General features: G+C 59.8%; 16 protein-coding genes. 5 read left to right on the top strand and 11 right to left on the bottom strand.

All coding sequences use genetic code 11. From position 1 onward, the window contains the following. Positions 1 to 153: 153 nt before the first annotated feature. Positions 154 to 1,011 carry a class II fructose-bisphosphate aldolase gene (locus AAAX34_RS05855; protein WP_022095149.1) on the bottom strand — a complete coding sequence of 286 codons (858 nt, stop codon included), beginning with the start codon at positions 1,009 to 1,011 and terminating at the stop codon, positions 154 to 156. A 335-nt stretch (positions 1,012 to 1,346) separates the two neighbouring features. On the opposite strand from AAAX34_RS05855, the gene AAAX34_RS05850 reads away from it, so the two are divergent. Beyond that, positions 1,347 to 2,150 (top strand): DeoR/GlpR family DNA-binding transcription regulator, encoded by an 804-nt coding sequence (locus tag AAAX34_RS05850; RefSeq protein ID WP_349110390.1) that lies wholly within the window; start codon positions 1,347 to 1,349, stop codon positions 2,148 to 2,150. 66 nt (positions 2,151 to 2,216) lie between these two features. On the opposite strand, the gene AAAX34_RS05845 is transcribed toward AAAX34_RS05850, so the two are convergent. Together AAAX34_RS05845 and AAAX34_RS05840 are read right to left on the bottom strand one after the other, a co-directional pair. After that, the gene (locus AAAX34_RS05845; RefSeq protein WP_349110389.1) at positions 2,217 to 3,377 is read right to left on the bottom strand and encodes an FprA family A-type flavoprotein; all 1,161 of its coding nucleotides are present in this window, start codon (positions 3,375 to 3,377) and stop codon (positions 2,217 to 2,219) included. Positions 3,378 to 3,506: 129 nt separating this feature from the next. Beyond that, a complete protein-coding gene (locus AAAX34_RS05840) occupies positions 3,507 to 4,493 on the bottom strand; it encodes a LacI family DNA-binding transcriptional regulator (RefSeq protein WP_349110409.1) in 987 nt (328 codons plus the stop codon). A 384-nt stretch (positions 4,494 to 4,877) separates the two neighbouring features. On the opposite strand from AAAX34_RS05840, the gene AAAX34_RS05835 reads away from it, so the two are divergent. Together AAAX34_RS05835 and AAAX34_RS05830 are read left to right on the top strand one after the other, a co-directional pair. Further along, positions 4,878 to 6,083 (top strand): galactokinase family protein, encoded by a 1,206-nt coding sequence (locus AAAX34_RS05835; RefSeq protein ID WP_349074926.1) that lies wholly within the window; start codon positions 4,878 to 4,880, stop codon positions 6,081 to 6,083. Next, entirely contained in the window at positions 6,083 to 7,702 is a 1,620-nt protein-coding gene (locus AAAX34_RS05830; protein WP_349110408.1) for a UDP-glucose--hexose-1-phosphate uridylyltransferase, read from the top strand. The genes AAAX34_RS05835 and AAAX34_RS05830 overlap by 1 nt, the downstream gene beginning before the upstream one ends. A 384-nt stretch (positions 7,703 to 8,086) precedes the next feature. On the opposite strand, the gene AAAX34_RS05825 is transcribed toward AAAX34_RS05830, so the two are convergent. The 7 genes from AAAX34_RS05825 to AAAX34_RS05795 form a co-directional block, all read right to left on the bottom strand. After that, positions 8,087 to 9,022 carry a hexose kinase gene (locus AAAX34_RS05825; RefSeq protein ID WP_195361267.1) on the bottom strand — a complete coding sequence of 312 codons (936 nt, stop codon included), beginning with the start codon at positions 9,020 to 9,022 and terminating at the stop codon, positions 8,087 to 8,089. A gap of 53 nt (positions 9,023 to 9,075) precedes the next feature. Further along, positions 9,076 to 9,957, bottom strand: a complete 882-nt coding sequence (locus tag AAAX34_RS05820; protein ID WP_349110388.1) for an aldose 1-epimerase family protein — start codon at positions 9,955 to 9,957, stop codon at positions 9,076 to 9,078. Positions 9,958 to 10,076: 119 nt separating this feature from the next. Then, positions 10,077 to 10,601: a galactose-6-phosphate isomerase subunit LacB gene (lacB, locus tag AAAX34_RS05815; protein ID WP_006234831.1), complete on the bottom strand. Its 525-nt coding sequence runs from the start codon at positions 10,599 to 10,601 to the stop codon at positions 10,077 to 10,079. 63 nt (positions 10,602 to 10,664) lie between these two features. Then, the gene (gene lacA / locus AAAX34_RS05810; RefSeq protein ID WP_006234830.1) at positions 10,665 to 11,093 is read right to left on the bottom strand and encodes a galactose-6-phosphate isomerase subunit LacA; all 429 of its coding nucleotides are present in this window, start codon (positions 11,091 to 11,093) and stop codon (positions 10,665 to 10,667) included. A 307-nt stretch (positions 11,094 to 11,400) separates the two neighbouring features. Beyond that, the gene (locus AAAX34_RS05805; protein WP_117847952.1) at positions 11,401 to 12,381 is read right to left on the bottom strand and encodes a hypothetical protein; all 981 of its coding nucleotides are present in this window, start codon (positions 12,379 to 12,381) and stop codon (positions 11,401 to 11,403) included. 267 nt (positions 12,382 to 12,648) lie between these two features. Next, entirely contained in the window at positions 12,649 to 12,987 is a 339-nt protein-coding gene (locus tag AAAX34_RS05800) for a PTS lactose/cellobiose transporter subunit IIA (RefSeq protein ID WP_055252615.1), read from the bottom strand. A gap of 214 nt (positions 12,988 to 13,201) precedes the next feature. Beyond that, positions 13,202 to 14,206 carry a LacI family DNA-binding transcriptional regulator gene (locus AAAX34_RS05795; RefSeq protein WP_349110386.1) on the bottom strand — a complete coding sequence of 335 codons (1,005 nt, stop codon included), beginning with the start codon at positions 14,204 to 14,206 and terminating at the stop codon, positions 13,202 to 13,204. A 357-nt stretch (positions 14,207 to 14,563) separates the two neighbouring features. On the opposite strand from AAAX34_RS05795, the gene AAAX34_RS05790 reads away from it, so the two are divergent. Both AAAX34_RS05790 and lacG read left to right on the top strand, forming a co-directional pair. Next, the gene (locus tag AAAX34_RS05790) at positions 14,564 to 16,336 is read left to right on the top strand and encodes a lactose/cellobiose PTS transporter subunit IIB (RefSeq protein WP_349110385.1); all 1,773 of its coding nucleotides are present in this window, start codon (positions 14,564 to 14,566) and stop codon (positions 16,334 to 16,336) included. A 66-nt stretch (positions 16,337 to 16,402) separates the two neighbouring features. Beyond that, entirely contained in the window at positions 16,403 to 17,842 is a 1,440-nt protein-coding gene (gene lacG / locus AAAX34_RS05785) for a 6-phospho-beta-galactosidase (RefSeq protein WP_349110384.1), read from the top strand. Positions 17,843 to 18,108: 266 nt separating this feature from the next. On the opposite strand, the gene AAAX34_RS05780 is transcribed toward lacG, so the two are convergent. After that, a complete protein-coding gene (locus AAAX34_RS05780; protein WP_055310566.1) occupies positions 18,109 to 19,137 on the bottom strand; it encodes a substrate-binding domain-containing protein in 1,029 nt (342 codons plus the stop codon). Positions 19,138 to 19,260 lie beyond the last annotated feature (123 nt).

The following is a 19,260-nucleotide window of genomic DNA, read 5'->3' as shown; positions in this document are numbered from 1 at the left end:
GGACGAGGGCTTAGTTCCCCAATCTTTCCGCAGGGGGCAAAAAGCCTCGCCGCACGAAGTGCGCAGCGAGGCTTTTTGCATGCCCGAGGACGATTGGGGAACTAAGCCCTCGTCCCTCCCCGGGATATGTAGCGAGTCGGAGTACCCTTGCTGTTACTCTGCTTTGCCCACAGAGTTAAGGTTGGTCATGCGGATCTTAACCAGCTCGGTGATCTCACGCATGCCCTCCTTGGCCGGCTTCTTGGGATCGAAGCAGGCAGGGTTCTCGGCCATGTAGGCCATGAAGCCCTTGGTGTAGGCCTGACGCAGCTCGGTGGCGTAGTTAACCTTGCAGATGCCGTTCTTCACGGCCTCGGCGACCTGCTCATCGGGCACACCGGAGGTGCCATGCAGAACCAGCGGCACGTCGACGGCGTCGCGGATGGCCTTGACCACGGACTGCTCGATGTGCGGATCGCTCGTGTACACGCCGTGGCTGGTGCCAACGCCAATGGCCAGCGAGGTGCAGCCGGTGCGCTCGACGAACTCCTTGGCCTCGGCAGGATCGGTGTAGGGGCTCTCGCCCTCAACCGCGGGACCGTCGTCCTCCTTGCCGCCAACCTTGCCGAGCTCGGCCTCGACGGGCACGCCCATGGCGCGGCCAGCGTCGGCGACGGACTTGGTCAGGGCGATGTTGTCCTCGAAGGACTCGTGCGAACCGTCGATCATGACAGAGGTATAGCCGGTGCGGAAGGCCTGCATGCAGCGGTCATAACCATCGCCGTGATCGAGGTGCAGGGCGACGGGCACGGAAGCGCGCTCGGCAGCGGCCTTGACCATGCCGTAGAAGTAATCCAGGCCAGCGGTCTTAATGGTGCCCGGGGTGGTCTGCATGATGACGGGGGACTTGGTCTCCTCGGCAGCGGCCAGAACGGCCATAACAAACTCGAGGTTCTCGACGTTGAACGCGCCGACGGCGTAGTGGCCGGCCTGAGCGTCCTTGAGCATCTTTTCGGTGGTAACAAGTGCCATGAGCGTTTGCTCCTCTCCCTCGCCCGCATCTGGACATCGGGCGTAGTCGTTCACAAGGCGTTTCACCTTGCGTTTTGCTGCGCCCATTGTATGAAAATCGACGGCGTCGCACGTATGAGATATCACCGGCACACAGGTCAAGACACTCGTTTTTGAAAAGCAAACGGAAGGGATTCGCGCCGGATCCCTCTATACGACATTGCAGTTTTCAAGCGAATCATCTTTCTTTTATAGAAAAGATAAGTAATCGAAAGGCGTTTTCTTACTTAAAAAGAAAATGAACGAAAATAGACTCAACACAATTCCTGCAAATTTAAGTTAAGGATGGAGCAGCTATGGCCCATGCAACAACCCGAGCCTTCGCCGATGAGCGTCGCGCTGCCATCATGGAGATGCTCGAACATAACGCCTCGGTGCAGGTGGCAGAAATCGCCCAGACCTTTGGCGTGTCCTCCGTTACCGCCCGTGCCGACCTAGACGCGCTCGCCGAGTCCGGCAAGCTACGCCGCACGCATGGTGGCGCCGTGTCGCTCCAGAAGCGACTGACCGTATCCACCCAGGATCGCCGCATCAATGTCAACGTCGCCGCCAAGCAGGCCATCGCACAAAGCGCCATTGAACTCGTCGGCAATGGCGACACCCTACTCGTCGATTCGGGCACCACCGCTCTCGAGTTTGTCCGGCTCCTTGACCAGCGCGATGGCATCACCGTCATCACGGCCGACATTACCATCGCCGATTACATCGACGAAAGCATGCCCTCGGTCGATGTCGTCATGCTGGGCGGGGTGCTGCGCAAAGGTCATCGCTATCTGTACGGCCCGCTCACTATGCAAGCGCTCCAAATTGTCCACGCCGATCTTGCCGTCATGTGCCCTGGAGCTTTTGTTCCCGGCTGCGGCTTTACGACCGACTTTCCGCAGATGGCCGAGACCAAAGCGGCTATGGTCGGTGCCGCCCGTCAAAGCGTCGCCCTTATGGACGCCAGCAAGGTTAACGGACGCGGCATGTACCGCTTTGCCGAGCTGACCGATGTCGACACCATCGTGATGGACCGTGATCCCGATGGCGCCGTCACCACCTCAATCGCCGAGACCGTCGACGACGCCCGCCCAAATCTCGTCATCGCCGGCGCTTAAACAAAAACCACCACAAAGGTGCCTGTCCCCTTTGTGGTGGTTTTGCTCGTTAAAAGCGAAATATCGCTACTTGGAAAGCTCGTCGGCGAGGGCCTCGATCTGAGCGCGCGAGGCGTCGTTGAGCGAACCCAGCACGGTCACCTTGTTCTGCGCCAGAGCGATGTCCTTCATACCCTCGAGCTCCTTGGTCATAACCTTGGCGGCAGCGGGCGCCCAGGAGCCGGCCTCGACGAGTGCCACCGTACGATTCTGATAGGCGTGCCCGGCAAGCGTGTGGATAAAGGTGCTCATGAACGGGAAGATCTCGCCCTGATAGGTAATGGAGGCGAGCACCAGACGGTCATAGCGGAACGCGTCCTCAACGGCCTCGGCCATATCGTCGCGAGCCAAGTCAAAGACGGAGACCTTCTGGCCGCGGGCCTCGAGCGCAGATGCGAGCTCCTCAACGGCAGCCTTCAGATGGCCATACACACTCGCATAGGCGATCGTGATGCCCTCATCCTCGGGCTGGTAGCTCGACCAGGTGTTGTAAGTGTCGAGGTAGTAGCCCAGGTTCTCGGTCAGCACAGGACCATGGAGCGGGCAGATGATCTGGATATCCAGATCGGCGGCCTTCTTGAGCACGGCCTGCACGAACTTGCCGAACTTACCGACGATGCCAAAGTAGTAGCGGCGCGCTTCGCAAGCCCAGCCCTCGGGATCCTCGATGTCGTTGGCGCCAAACTTGCCAAAACCGTCGGCACTAAAGAGCACCTTGTCGGTGGACTCGTAGGAGAAGAGCACCTCGGGCCAGTGAACATTGGGGGCACCGACAAAGGTTAGGCTGTAGCCGCCCAGGTCGAGCACGTCGCCATCTTTGACGACCATCTTGCGCTCGGGGAAGTCGGTGCCAAAGTAGTTGACCATCATACGGAAGGCGCCCATGCTGGCAACAATCTGCGCCTGGGGATAGCGCTCCATAAAGGCGGCGATGCCGGCGGAGTGATCGGGCTCCATGTGATGGACGATCAGGTAGTCGGGCGTGCGGCCATCGAGCACGGCCTCGAGGTTGCCGAGCCACTCGTCAACAAAACCGCCGTCGACTGAATCGGCGACAGCGATCTTTTCGCCCAAGATAACGTAGCTGTTGTATGCCATACCGTTCTCGGACACATCGTACTGGCCCTCGAACAGGTCAATGTCGTGATCGTTAACGCCAATGTAGCGGATATCCTTGGTGATCTCCATCAGGCAAAGCCTCCTAGATAGACAAAAGAGCCCGTCTATCATAGCACTCGTCTTCATAGCCACGGCTATCTGCCAGCATCCTTATCGATTGTTATTGAGGCGGAATATATCGCCATTGACCTGCAAAAACTATGTGCGCGGAGCTGCCGTGGTATGTCGAACGATAAGCTGGCCGGGAATACGAATGGCAACGGTTTTGCCCGCCGTACCCGCCTCGGGAACCGCATGCTCGAATACTTCGCGTCCACGCTGATGTAAATCGAATCGCACGGTCGTGAGCTCGTTGTGTGCCACAAAATCATCGAGCGAATCGTCGACGCCCACCACGCTCACGTCCTCGGGCACGCGCAGACCGCTATCGCGCAGCGCTGCAATCGCGCCATTTGCCATCTGGTCGTTTGCCGCGTAAATCGCCGTCATGGTGCGATCGTGCTCGGCCAGGTACCTGCCGGCCTCGTAGCCGCTGTTGGCAGACCAGTCGCCCTCGAGCGGCTCTGCCGGCTCGATGTGTTTACGCTCGAGTGCATCCTGCCAACCGGCGCGACGAAATTGCTCGTCGACCGAGAATGACGGGCCGCCAATATAGCGAATCTGCTCGTGCCCTAGCTCAAACAGGTGATCCATAAGCAATAGCGAGCAGCCGTAATGGTCGGAATCGACCGTGGTCACCCGCGGGTGCGCGTACATGGTAACGATGACCGTGCCAATGCCCGGCAGTGGATCAAACGTCTCAAAATCGGGCGCCATGCGACTCATACCGATGATGATGCCGTCCACCGGCAATGCGGCCATACGACGCGTGGCCTCGGCAAGCGAAAACTCCTCGGTCTTGGACATCTCGACCAGCGTGATGGCGCAATTATGCTCGCGAGCAGCGCTGGCGATGCCGTCGATCATTGAGAGGTTGCCGAACTTGGTGACATCGTTGACGCACAGGCCGACCGAATGATAACGGCCGTCGCGCAGCGAGCGACCGGCATAACTCGGACGAAAGCCGAGCTTTTGCATAGCGGCCTGTACGCGCTGGCGCGTCTGCTCATTAACGTTAGGCAAGCCGTTGGCGACGCGCGAAACCGTCTGCTGCGAAACGCCGGCAGCGCGGGCGACGTCGGCCATGGAGACCGGACGCGAACTGGTATCGTTGGACGGGCGCCTTGCCACAGGATCACCTTCACCCTTGCGAGATCTGAATAGCGTGAATGCCGGCCCGGGCAGAAATACATCCCGCGCCGAGGCCCGCTATCGTCGGACGCATGTTAACGTACTCTACTTTTTCTATCGGCGGTTCTTTTGCTCCATATGTCCATACAGCCACACCGTTCACGGCCGAAAATCTACCGATTACCAGATTCTCAAAAATAGATATGCGTTGTGTTATGAGTACGTTAACATACCCATTAACGTGCGGCACCGCGACCGTCTGGTTTGTGGTGCTCAAAATTGTTAACGTACTCATAATGACACGGACCAGTCTCTCCCGCGTCAAGGAAAGGACCCCCCATGACCACCCCCGACGAAAAGACACTCGCCACGCTCACCAAGCTGTTTGAGGAGGAGTTTGGCACCATCGGCGATCGCCAGGTGCTCTATGTGCACGCGCCCGGCCGTTCCGAGATCAGTGGCAACCACACCGACCACGAGGGCGGCCACGTCATCGCCGGCTCGCTCGATGTCGCCGTTGACGGCATCGCCGTAGCGACCGACACCAACAAGGTCCGCGTTGCCGATGAGGGCTACCCCACCTTTGAGATCACGCTCGACACGCTGGATATTCAAGAGTCCGAGAAGGGCACGTCCGCAAGCCTCGTCCGCGGCATGGCCCATGAGATTGCAGCCCTTGGCGTTGAGCCCCAGGGCTTCGACTTCGCCTTCACCTGCTCCGTCCCCTCGGGCGGCGGTCTTTCGAGCTCCGCTGCCGTCGAGGCGGCATACGGTCGTGCCATGGAGACGCTCTGGGGAGCGCCCGCCATTGAGCCCGTCGCACTCGCCCAGATGAGCCAGCGCACCGAGAACAACTACTACGGCAAGCCCTGCGGCCTGATGGACCAGGCCGCCGTTTGCTTGGGCGGCCTCGCCTACATGGACTTTGAGGATCAGGCCCAGCCTAAGACCCAGAAGCTCGAGCTCAACTTTGAGGATCACGGCTACGCGCTCGTGCTCGTCAAGGTCGGCGCCGACCACGTGGCCGCTACCGACGACTACGCCGCCGTTCCGCGCGAAATGCAAGACGTCGCCGCCGAGTTTGGCAAGGCACGCCTGTGCGAGGTAAACGTTGCCGATTTTGACGCCAAGCTCCCCGAGCTGCGTGCTAAGCTGGGCGACCGTGCCTGCCTGCGCGCCGTTCACTACTGGTACGAGAACGGCCTGGTCGACAAGCGCTGGGCAGCCCTGAACGCCGGCGACATCGACCAGTTCCTGGTCCTGACACGCGAGTCCGGCGCCAGCTCTGCCATGTACCTGCAGAATGTCGTTGCCAAGCTGGGCTCCGAGCAGCCCTCGATGTATGCCCTGGCACTGGCCGAGCACGTGCTCGACGGCCGCGGCGCCGTCCGTATCCACGGCGGCGGCTTTGGTGGCACCATCCAGGCCTTTGTGCCACTCGATCTGGTCGACACCTTTATCACCAAGATGAACAGCTGGCTGGGCGAGGGCTCTGCCCGTCACTACGCTATCTCTGACAAGGGGGCTTACGCGGCATGGCTGTAATGACCGACGCGCGCGAGGCTGCGCAGAACCTGATCGAGTACGCTATCCACCGATCGATGATCGGACAGGACGACCGCATCTGGGCCTACAACACCATTCTGGAGTGCATCGGCGCCACGGGCCCCGCGCTCAACATGGCCTGGGCGCTCAAGACCGAGAAGATTTCGCTCTTGCACCCCGATACCCTGCCCGATTTTGACCTGGAGGGCACGCTCGCCGCGCTTTCCGAGGCCGCCGTTGCCAACGGTGCTGCCGAAGACACGGTGTCGGGCCGCGACCGCGTCGCCATGCGCATCATGGGCGCGCTCATGCCGAGGCCTTCGGTTGTAAACGAGGAGTTCAACGGCCGCATGGGCGTCAACGAGCCCCGCGCCGCGACCGACTGGTTCTACGGTCTGTGCTGCGACGCCGGCTACGTGCGCCGTGCCGCCATCGCGCGCAACATCAAATGGCGCACCCCCACCAACTGGGGCGACCTGGAGATCACCATCAACCTGTCGAAGCCCGAGAAGGACCCGCGCGACATTGCCGCAGCCGGCGCCGCAAAGAACACGGGCGAGAAGTATCCCGCCTGCCAGCTGTGCATCGAGAACGAGGGCTATCCCGGACGCTCCGCCGCAGCCGACGGCGGCGCCCATCCCGCCCGCCAGAACCTACGCGTTATCCCCATTCAGCTCAACGACGAGCGCTGGGGCTTCCAGTACAGCCCGTACGCATACTTTAACGAGCACTGCATTGCTATGAGCTCCGAGCATCGCCCGATGCACGTCGACCGCAAGGGGCTGACCTGCCTGCTCGATTTTGTGGACCTGTTCCCGCACTACTTTATTGGCTCCAACGCCGACCTGCCCATCGTGGGCGGCTCGATTCTGTCGCACGACCACTTCCAGGGCGGCGCGCACGAGTTCCCCATGATGCATGCCGCCGAGGTCTCGCAGTTTAGCGTGCCCGGCTTTGACCAGGTCAGCGGCACCGTGTTGCAGTGGCCGCTTTCGGTGCTGCGACTGCGCTCGCACGACCGCACCCAGCTGCTCGATGCTGCCGAGAAGATTATCCTCGCCTGGCGCGAGTGGACCGACGAGTCCGTGGGCGTTATCGCACACACAGCCGACGGCGTAGCGCACAACACCGTAACGCCCGTCATCCGCCGCGTCGACTCCCGCGGCAACGCCGGCGGCGAAATCTACGAGGCCTACCTGGCGCTTCGCTGCAATATCACGACCGACGAGCATCCGCTGGGCGTATTCCACCCGCATGCCGAGTACCACCACATTAAAAAGGAGAACATCGGCCTGATCGAGGTCATGGGCCTGGCAATTCTGCCGCCGCGCCTGGTTCCCGAGCTTGGCGCTGTCCGCGAGCATCTGCTGGCAGCCAAGGCCGATGCCAGCTACGACCTTGCCGGTGCACTCGAGGGCGATGATCTATGCCGCAGCCACGCCGCATGGGCCGAGGATGTCTATGCCCGCCGCGCCAACGAGCTTACGGCCGACAACGCCATCGATATCCTGCACGATGAGGTCGGCGTGGTGTTTGGCCACGTGCTCGACAACGCCGGCGTCTTTAAATGGGACGAGGCAGGACGCGCCGCCCAGCAGCGCTTTATCGACTCGCTGTAGCACGCGAGCTCGAACGAACGCACTTAACAAATAGCGCCTACACGACCACGGCGCCCGCCGGCAACATCGCCGACGGGCACCGTTTTTGAGTGTAGTCATTGGGGACGTTCTTAAACGACTAGTTATTAAAGAACGTCCCCAATGACTACCCCAAGGAATGTCCCAGACTGCCGGCAGAAAAGGAACGTCCCTAACTGCCGCATCCGGAGCAAGACAACGCCGCAGGTAGAGGACGGACAGCGAGCGGGTCGCATTTGAGACAAGGTGACGCGAAACGAAAGGGCGCTGACCTTCTGGTCGCGCCCTTGAAGTTGAACGTCAGATTGTCCAAATGCGGCCCGCGCAGCGTCGAGCCGTTACGCGGTTTGGTAAAACCGCGTAACCCTAAAGCTCCGTTACTTCAACGTTGTTGTAGATCTCGTCCCAGCGATCCATGACCAGGTGGCCGGTCTTGGGATCCATGGCGTTAAGCTTGCCGCAGGTATTGGCGGTCTTGAGCACCGTGACGTCGTCGGCGCCGGCAGCAATGGCATGCGCAAAGCCGGCGATGGTCGAGTCACCGGAACCCGTCGCGTTCACAGCCGCAATCGCGGGCGTCTTGGCGCGGAACGCGCGGCCCTCATGGAAGCCCACCGAACCGGCAGCGCCCATCGAAACGACAACCCAGGGAATACCGGCAAAGCGGTCATCGGCGGCAAGCGCCTCGCGCAGGGCATCGACATCATCGGTCGTAAAGGACGTACCCAGCAGGCCGTTAATCTCGGTCAGGTTGGGCTTTACGAGCTCAGGCTTAGCGTCGGACTCCAGCGCGGCCTCCAGCGATGCACCCGAGGTGTCGAGCAGCACCTTGGCGCCCGCCTCCTCGGCGATCTTGACGAGCTCGGCATAGTAGCCGGCATCGACCCCACGCGGCAGCGAGCCCGAAAGCGTCACAACGTCCGCCTTCGCTGCAAGCTCGGCAAACTTGGCCGTAAAGGCCTCGAGCTCGGCCGGGGCGATCTGCGGACCGCTCTCCAAAAGCTCGGTCTGATTGCCCTCGTGCAGGATATTCAAGCAAATGCGCGTCTCACCGGCGATGGGCACAAAGTCGTTCTTGACGCCGTCGGCATCCATAAGCTCGGCCATATAGGCACCCATGTGGCCGCCGAGCAGGCCGGTCGCGAGCACGTCGTCGCCCAGCTGCAGCAGCACACGGCTCACGTTGAGGCCCTTACCGCCAGCGGTCTTTTCGGGCGTCACGCGGTTAACGTCGTCGATGATCAGCTTGTCAAGTTGATAGCGCGTATCGATCGACGGGTTCATGGTAACGGTCAGAATCATATTGAACTCCTGTTCCGGGGCGGCATGACCCGCCCCAAACATACGATAACTCGTTAAAGGATCTCGATCTCAAAGCCGCGGGTAACGGTCTCCCCCGGCTTGGCAACTAGGCAGCCACGCTTGTGCTCCAGAATATCGTCCTCGTCGGAGCAGGTGGACAGGCCGCCCCACGGTTCAACAGCCACAAAGTCGCCCTCGGGCTTGCTCCACACAATCAGGTACGGCATATCGGGGAACGTCAGGCGCACGCCCTTGTCCTCAGTTTTCTTGGTCAGCGTAACCACGCGGCTCTCAAGCACGTCAAAGATGGTCTCCGCGAAGTCGAAGAGTTCGTGGGTAAGCGGCAAGTCGTGGCCGACCATCGGGTTCTTGCTGCGATGCTCAACATCAATCAGGCCCGTCGAGGGAACGGCAGTACAGAGCTCGGTGGCCTCACGCTGCTCAAAACGGAGCTCATAGTCGTCATAGGACTCACCCTCGTCGAGCGGGCACTTAAAGCCGGGGTGACCGCCCACAAAGAATGGCATGTCCTCGGTGCCCTCATTGGTCACTTCGTAGGACACGTTCACCTTTTCCGAATCGATCGTGTAACGAGCAACGATCTTAAACGGATACGGGTACTGCTCGAGCAACTCGGCATGGTCGGCAGAGCTTAGGCTCAGCGCAACCATGTTGTCGCTCTGTTCCTCGAGCTTCCACTCCTGCTTGCGCGCAAAACCGTGGCGGGCGAGCTTTACCTCGCGGCCGTCCATGGTCATTGCGTGACCGTCACGAAGGCCGCCGCAGATCGGGAAGCAAATGGGTGCCTGGCCCGACCAGACCGCCGGGTCGCCCTGCCACAGGTACTCACGGCCGTTGGCCGCAATAGAAGTGAACGATCCGCCAGCCGTGCTCAGTGCTACGCGGATAGAACCGTTATCAAGAACAAACTCCATAGGAGCCTTCCCTTTCTTACGACAGCCCGCCAAGTCAATAGGGCTGATAGAAAACCGGCCCGCGCCCCCTCACAGAAACGCGAGCCGTCAACGGACTAGTTAATTACGCCGAATACCCGCTAATCATGGTATTCGCCGCGGTCCCACTTCTCGAGGAACTCGTCAAAGAAGTGCGGGTCAGCCTGAGCCTCGGCGTCGGCCTTATTGCAGGCATCGATCTTGGCGATCAGGGCATCGTGCTCGGGGGTCTTCTCGTAGGGCTCCTCCAGGAAGGCAAGCATGATATCGGCCATCAGGAACTCGCCGGTGATCTTGCCGCCAAAGCCCACGATGTTGGCGTTGAGCTCGCGACGGGCATACAGGGCAGAGGTCATGTCGCGGACCAGGGCGCAGCGGGCGCCGGGAACCTTGTTGACGGCGTTGGTGATGCCGATGCCGGTGCCGCACAGGGCCACGCCAAAGTCGGCCTTGCCGCTGGCAACAGCCTCGCCCACAGCCTTACCGTAGATGGGATAGTGCGTACGGGTGTGGCTGTAGGTGCCGCAGTCGAGCACCTTGTAGCCAGCCTGCTCCAGGCGGTCGGCCAGATAGATCTTCTCGTCCGTAACGATATGGTCGCAACCGATTGCGATGGTCTTCTTCATCAGAACGTCCTTTCGTCTGAATTCACAAGTTGAGGTAGAAGTTCGAGTTCTCGGTGGCTCTCGTTAGGCCATCTTGTTGAGCATGTCGACACGGATCTGGTGACGGCCGCCGGCGTACTGCGCGCGCAGGAACTCGCGGGCGATCTTCTTGGCGACCTCGGTGCCCACAACGCCCGGGCCCATGGTGACCATGCGCGAGCCGTTGTGCTCGCGGGTCATGTAGGCGGAACGCTCGTCGGAAATGTTGGCGACGACCATGCCCTTAATCTTGACGGCGGCCATATAGGAGCCGACGCCGTACTTATCGAATGCGAAGCCCTGGGAATCCTTGTGCTCCAGCAGGTCCTTGGCAACGGCGGTCGCGGAATCGACAAAGTCCGCGGCAGGGGTCTCGGAATAGTCGACGACCTCGTGACCGTCGGCGATGAGCATCTCCTTGATGGACTCCTTCATCGACATACCGTCGGCATCGGAAGCGATTACAACCCTCATGACATCCTCCTTGAGAGATACGCAGGTGCGTAGTTTCTGTTTGGAAGTGTTGAATCGCGTTCAGGTCCGGGCATCTGAATGTGCGGTTCTTCACTGTTCATGTTTATTTGAACACATTCGAACAGTAACTGCAACAACTATTTGTTTATCTTTGTTCTTTTTTGAACAAATACCGTTCACGGATGATTGCTGACCGTTTGAGCCGGGCGCGGACGCAGCGACCATGTGTTCAACAAACAAAAGGGCGACCGAGAACGCGTCTCGGCCGCCCTTCGGCGGTATTCCCCGGTATATACAGCTGTTTTAGCTACTCGGACTGCCCGCCCTTTTTGGCGTGCTTGGAAGGAGCACTCAAGAAACGGCCCGTCAAATAGTTCGCCGGGCCGGAAATATCGATCCCCAGCAGCACGTGTCCTAGCCATAGGAACGCCACGAGCACCAGCAGCGGGATAACGCACGAGGTCACGATCATCACGATGACGCCTTCAATCAGATCGGTCACCTGCCGCACGATCTCATCGGTCATCTGCTTGGCGCCGCTGGTCACCGACGTAACAAGGCTCGATGCCCCATCAGTCAACTGCTCGAACACGTTTTTGGACTCCGTGGCCTCGGATTTTTTCTTGTTCGATTTTGAGCTGGTCTCGGCTGACTTGTCCGTGGTGTCGGCCGCGTCCGCAGCCTTTTGCTCAGCTTGCTCAATACTTACGCGATACGTTTCATCGACCTTTTGCGACACCCATACGCTCGCGGGCACGAGCGCCATGCCGATCACGGCAACCACCAGCACGCGTGTCGCCACACGGCGCAGGACAGTGCTCGTGCTCCAGCGCCCGTGAATGCCGAGCGACACCGCAAAGAGCACCAACGCAAACGGGATTAAGATGCCCAGGCCGACCGACCACAAAATGGTTAGCAGGTATTTCTCTAGGTAGAGCACGGCAAGCACAATACCAAGGTTGCCTGAAAGCTGCGCGAGCTGCTCGGCAACCGGCGTTCCCGTATCACCCGGCAGCGCGGTAATGCCTGCAGACAGCGCCACGCACGAGGTCGTGAGCGCCAGTACGTTACCCTTCTTTTGGTCGATGACCTCGATGGTGGAGTCCCAAGTCTTGGTATCGGCGAAATGCGGACGAGCTACAAAGCCCGACAGCAGCGCCAGGACCACGAGCGCAACGATAAAGCCAATCTGCAGCTTTTTGTTTGCGCACACGACATCGGACAGACTGGGCTGCAGCTCGGTTACCGTCGTGTGCTCGGTTATCTGGACAGGACGCCCATGAGCCATCTCGTGCGCGCCTCTTTTTTGTATTGACCCGTTATCCGGCATTTGGATACCTCCTCAGTCCGGCGTTTAATGCGAAAGGAAGTATACCCACCGAGCAAAAATCGAACGGGAGGACGAACGGAGCGCACCAAGACTATCCCCAATGACTAGTCGTTTAAGAACGTCCCCAATGACTATCTCGGAATGAGTTGCGGGGAGGAGGACAGAAAAAGCCCTGCCGCGGGTAGCGGCAGGGCTTTTGGAAAGGGGCTTGGTTGTGAGGGCTCGTTAGGCGAGCTTGGCCTCGAGCTCGGCAATGCGCTTGTAGGCATCGATGGTAAAGCGGGCCTGCTTCTCCAGAATCATAGTGGTCATGAGGGTGTCCTGAGCGTGAGCCATGATGAAGGTCATCTCCATCTCGCCACCGCCGGCCTCCTGCGAAAGCAGCTTGGTCTGCGTGTCGTGGGCACCGATGAGCGCATCGCTGGCATCCTTGTGCAGCTGCTCGGCCTTCTCAAAGTCACCCTCGCGAGCAGCATCGAGCGCTGCAAGCAGATCGGTCTGGGCGTCACCTGCGTATGCGACGATCTCGAATCCAACCATCGAGATTTCTTCTTTGGTTGCCATGTTGCGTTCCTTTCACATATGAACCAATGGAGAGCATCGCGTCCGGGCATACGCGCTGCGTTGTGTATGTCAGAAACAATAACATTCAAACAAAAAAGAACAGCGCAAAACGTAATTTCGAGCTATGAACGGTCACTTTTCGACCGTGAACGGTTTTTAAACCAATCTGAACAATATCGAACACAATTAGCGGAAACCCAAACAGACCCGCGCCCTAGCGTACATCGCGCACCGTATCGCCCTCGACGAGCACGCCCGGAAACAGCATGTGCTCCACACCGGGTTCAACGCCCTCGGCGCCGGCAATCTTGTCAACCGCCCACATGCCGACGCGCTTGTTGTCAAAGCGCACCGTGGTCAGGCGACAATCGGGCACGATATCGCCCAGGCTGTCATCAACACCCACCACGCTCACGTCCTGGGGCACGCACTTCCCGCGCGACTCGAGCCCACGGATGCAGCCATATGCCATGGCATCGTTGGAGGCATAAATGGCCGTGCAGGTCGGATCATCCGCAAGCGCCTGGCCGGCAGCATATCCACTCTGCGCCGTCCAGTCGCCACGCACGAGCTGCGGGAACTCAATGCCATGCGCACGCAATGTCTCACGCCAGCCTTCCTCGCGCCGCATGCCCGAAAGCGAGCGCTCGGGACACGAGATAAAGTGCACAGTCTTGTGCCCCCGCTCCAGCAAGTACTCGACCACCTGGCGCGAGCAATCGAACTGGTCGTTATCGACCGTTGAACAGAGCGGGTGCTCCAGCATGGTAACGAGCACCGTCTGCATGCCAGGTAGCGGCTCGAAGGTGCCAAAGTCCGCCGGCATGCGATTCATGATCACAACCATACCGTCCACTGGCAGTGCGCTCATACGCGACGATGCGCTCTCGAGGGTATAAGGGTGTCCATCTACTTTAGTAAGGGTGATGGCATAGCCATGTTTGTCAGCCGCGGCGGCAAAGCCCTCCATACGGTCGAGGTTGCCGGTACCGGTAATGTTGAACATGGCAACGCCGACGGTCTTAAACTTGCCACGGCGCAGCGATCGACCGGCAAAATTGGGGCGATACCCCAGCTCGCGCATGGCGGCACGCACGCGCTCCTTGGTCTCGGGGCGTACGCTGGGCGAATCGTGCACCGTACGCGAGACTGTCTGCTCCGAGACGCCCGCGAGACGTGCCACATCCTTGACGGATACCGATTTTTTAACAGCGGCCATAGGTCGATCTTTCTATGTCAACGATGCCATTGGTGGCACCCTGCGCAGTCATTTTTACCGCCTTCAAGTATATCCAACGCCTCCCCCACCATACGCTCACCACCCAAAACCTACCGTTCACCGACATTTTTGCTTCCCCGAACGGCTTTTGTCGTCCAAATGTTAACGTTGCCATTGCGCAAAAACAGAGCCACCGGGCGGCTCAAACGTTTACGCATAAGGAATCGACGGTTCGCAGGCACAGGAACCACCGGTTCGCGTCTTTTTTTGTGTCGCAAAATGGCAACGTCAACATTTTGGCAACCGAACGCCAAAAGCTACCATCGTTGCTAACCCACCGACTCTTAGGAGCATTGCATGGAGCAACTCATCGCCATCATCGAAAAGGGCCAGCCCTTTTTCAACGCGATCGCCCGCAACAAGTACCTCAAGGCGATCCGCGACGGCTTTATCTCCGTCATCCCCATCATCATCTTCTCGTCCATCTTCTGCCTGGTAGCCTCGGTCCCCAACATCTGGGGTTTCTACTGGCCCGATGACATCAACAACGCCCTGTGGAAGTGCTACAACTACTCCATGGGCATCCTGGCCATCGCCTGCGCCGCCACCACGGCCAAGCACTTCGCCGACGCTCAGAACCGCGATCTGCCCAAGAACAACCAGATCAACTTTATCTCGTGCATGTGCGCGGCCATCATCGGCTTCTTGCTCCTTTCGAGCGACACCATCGCCACGGACGCTGCCAGCGGTTTCAACACCACCTACCTTGGTTCCAAGGGCCTGCTGACCGCTTTCATCGCTGCGTTTGTGACCGGCATCATCTACAAGTTCTTCATTAAGCGCAACATCACCGTCAAGATGCCCGAGCAGGTTCCGCCCAACATCTCGCAGACCTTTAAGGACATCATCCCCTTCTCCGTCTGCATCACCGTCTTTTGGGTTTTTGACATCGTCTTCCGCGCTGCTTTTGGCTTCTGCTTTGCCCAGGGTGTCATCCAGGTGTTCCAGCCCCTGTTCACCGCTGCCGACGGCTATATCGGCCTCGCTGTGATTTACGGCGCCATGAGCCTGTTCTGGTTCGTCGGCGTCCACGGCCCCTCGATCGTCGAGCCCGCCATCGCCGCCGCCCTCGTTGCCAACATGACCGACAACCTGGCCGCGTTCCAGGCTGGCCAGCACGCTTCCGCTGTCCTGACCCAGGGTGCCCAGTACTTCGTCGTCTGCATGGGCGGCACCGGCGCCACGCTCGTCCTGGTCTTTATGTTCTGCTTCCTGGCCAAGTCTCAGGAGATGCGCGCCGTCGGTAAGGCCGCTATCGTCCCCGTGTGCTTTGCCGTCAACGAGCCGCTGCTGTTCGCTGCGCCCATCGTGCTCAACCCCGTCTTCTTTGTCCCGTTTGTCTTTGCCCCGATCGCCAACATCTGGATCCTCAAGATCTTTATCGACTTCTTGGGCATGAACGGCTTTATGTACACCCTGCCTTGGACCGTCCCCGGCCCCATCGGCACCATCATGGGCCTGGGCTTCCAGCCGCTCGCCTTTGTGATGCTCGCCCTTATCCTGGTCGTCGACTTTGTCCTGTACTATCCGTTCTTCCGTGCCTATGACGCCCAGAAGTGCGCCGAGGAGGCCGAGATTTCCCAGGAGGAGCTCGCCGCCAAGAACGCCGAGAAGGCCGCCAAGCTTAACGATGCCTTCCAGGGCAAGGCTGACGCCAAGAGCGTTGCCGCCGGCGCTGCTGCCGAGGCCGTAAAGACCGATGCCGCTCCCGCCTCTACCCCCGCCACCGAGGCCACGGCCACCAGCGACCTCAACGGCAAGCGCGTGCTCGTGCTCTGCCAGGGTGGCGGTACCTCGGGCCTGCTCGCCAACGCGCTGGCCAAGGCCGCCAAGGAGCGCGGCATCAATCTTGAGACCGCTGCCGAGGCCTATGGCAACCACGTGGACATGCTCCCCGACTTCGATCTGGTCGTCCTGGCCCCGCAGGCTGCCAGCTACCTGGCCGACCTGCAGAAGGACTGCGAGCGCGTGGGCAACAAGTGCGTCGCCTGCCGTGGTAAGCAGTACATCGAGCTCTCCCAGAACGGCGACAAGTCTCTCGCCTTCGTCGCCGAACAACTTTCGAAGTAAGTAACGCTCAGGGCCAGCCGACCATCCACAGCCGGCTGGCCCTTCGATTTAGACGATTGGATCATCATGTCCGTTAACCCTGCTAGCGTCACCAACCCGCCCGCACAGTTTCCCGAGGACTTTGTCTTTGGCGGCGCCACCGCTGCCTACCAGGTAGAGGGCGAGACCCGCACTCACGGTAAGGGCAAGGTTGCCTGGGACGACTTCCTGGAGGCCCAGGGGCGCTTTTCCCCCGATCCCGCTTCGGACTTCTACAACCAGTACCCCGTCGACTTGGAGCTGTGCGAGGAGTTTGGCATCAACGGCATTCGCCTCTCCATCGCCTGGAGCCGTATCTTCCCCAACGGTACCGGCGAGATTAACCCCGAGGGCGTTCAGTTCTACCATGACCTCTTCGCCGAGTGCCACAAGCACCACGTTGAGCCGTTCGTCACGCTGCACCACTTTGACACGCCGCTGACTCTCTTTGAGAAGGGCGACTTCCTCAACCGCGAGACCATCGATGCCTTTGTGGACTTCGCCACCTTCTGCTTTAAGGAGTACGCCGACCAGGTGACCTACTGGTTCACCTTTAACGAGATCTGGGCCGACGCCTCCAACACCTACATCGAGGGCACCTTCCCCGGCGGCGTTAAGGCACATCTTGCCGAGGCCTTCCAGTGCGAACACAACATGATGCTCGCCCACGCCAAGGCCGTGCTGGCCTTCCACAACGGCGGTTTTAAGGGCAAGATCGGCGTCATCCAGTCGCTGGAGTTTAAGTATCCGCTCAACGAGAACGACCCCGCCGACATCAAAGCCGCCAACAACGAGCACGTGCTGCAGAACCAGTTCTTGCTCGACGCCACCTTCCGCGGCGACTACGCGCCCGACACCCTCGAGTGCGCCAACCGCCTGGCTGCCGTCTCGGGCGGCACCATCGAGATCCTGGACGAGGATCTGGAAATCATGCGCGAGGCCGCGCTCTACAACGACTACCTGGGCGTTAACAACTACCAGTGCCGCTTCCTGAAGGCTTACGACGGCGAGAACGACCTGCACCACAACGGTACGGGCGAGAAGGGCACTGGCCGCTGGCGCGTTAAGGGTATTGGCGAGCATGTGAACAAGCCTGGCATCCCCACCACCGACTGGGACTGGATCATCTATCCCGAGGGCCTGTTCGACCTGCTCGTCTACATTAAGCAGCGCTACCCCAACTACAAGCAGATTTTCATCACCGAGAACGGCATGGGCTACAAGGACCCCTACAAGGACGGTTTTGTGGACGACCAGCCGCGCATCGACTACATCGAGCAGCACCTGCGCTGGTTGCTCAAGGCCATGGAGGTGGGTGTCAACGTGGGCGGCTACTTCCTGTGGAGCCTGCAGGATCAGTTCTCCTGGACCAATGGCTACAACAAGCGTTACGGCTTCTTCTACGTTGACTTTGAAACCCAGAAGCGCACGCCCAAGGCAAGCGCATACTGGTATAAGCACGTGGCGCAGACCCGTCGTCTGGACTAGTGACTGGCGGGGTTGCCCGCTCACATAACCTGTCCCCATTTCTCAGCCGGGGGCGGCACGTCACACGGCGCGCCGCCCCCGGTCTTTTGTTTTTGTTCGGCCTGGGGGCCGTTTGTCTCGATCTGTAACATCTAGCCGAGTTTTTTGGTCCTAGCTGTTACAGATTGAGACGAACAGGATTGCTCTTTCCGAAGAATCTAAATCTGTAACACGTAGCCCGCTTTTGACCGTCTACCTGTTACAAATCGAGACAAACGGAGTAGGACCTAACCCCGTATGTCCCTAACAGTCGAGCGTTCGACCAGCGTACTCGGCACATGAATCGCCTCGATAGACGAGCTCTCTCCAATCGCCGCCTCAAACGCAAGCTTACCGACACCGCGCAAATCAAATCGCAGCGTCGTCAGCCGATTGTGAGGAACAAGTCCCTCGAGTGCGTCGTCGATACCAACCACGCTCACGTCGTCGGGCACGGACAGGCCCGCGTTCTCGAGCGCGGCGATAACGCCCAGCGCCATCTGGTCATTTGCCGCAAGCACGGCAGTCGGCGCCTGCGACCCGCCGGCAAGCACCTCGGCCGCAATCCGCTCGCCCATGGCGTACCCACTGTCCGCACTCCAATCGCCACGCAGCATCGGAGCGGCATCGACATGAGCACGACCCAGCGTATCGCGCCAACCGGCCTCACGAAAACGCGAGGAAATCGAGTTTTCCGGACCCGCCACAAACCGCATATTCGAGTGACCATGTTCCAGCAGATAATTGGTCAACAGCTCGCACGAACCATACTGGTCGGAGTCGATCGTCGTGCAGCGCGGATGCGCATACATGGACAGGATGACCGTTCGCACTCCCGGCTGGGGAACAAACTCCTCAAAATCGGGAGCCATGCGGTTCATGTTGAGAATCATGCCGTCGACGGGTCGCTCGACCATGCGGCGCGAGGCATCGGCAAGTGTATAGGGCTTGTCGCCGCCCATCTCGATCATAGTGACGGCAAAATCGTGCTCGCGCGCCGCTTGCATGATACCCTCGAGCGTCGCCAGGTTACCGACACGTGTGATGTTGTACATGCACAGGCCAATAGAACGATACGACCCGCCGCGCAACGCCGCTCCAGCAAAATTGGGACGAAAGCCCAGCTCTTCCATGGCGGCCAGCACACGCTTGCGCGTCTTTTCCGTCACGTTGGGCATACCGTTGACCACGCGAGACACAGTCTGGCGGCTCACGCCAGCGAGCGCCGCAACCTCTGCCGCGCTCGCCGAATGACCATTCCTTGTCTGCTGAGCCATGCCTTCCACGCTAACCTGCTTCCCAACTATTCCCCGCGCCCATGGCGCATCGTACATACATCGATAACGTGCTCATGATACCCGAGCCATATACCACAACATGAAAACTTCTGTCAATCAAAA

The sequence above is a fragment of the Collinsella sp. CLA-ER-H4 genome, from assembly GCF_040092395.1.
GTDB lineage: Bacteria > Actinomycetota > Coriobacteriia > Coriobacteriales > Coriobacteriaceae > Collinsella.
Note: the sequence above shows the minus strand (reverse complement) of the source record. Positions and strands in the feature narration are given on the sequence as shown.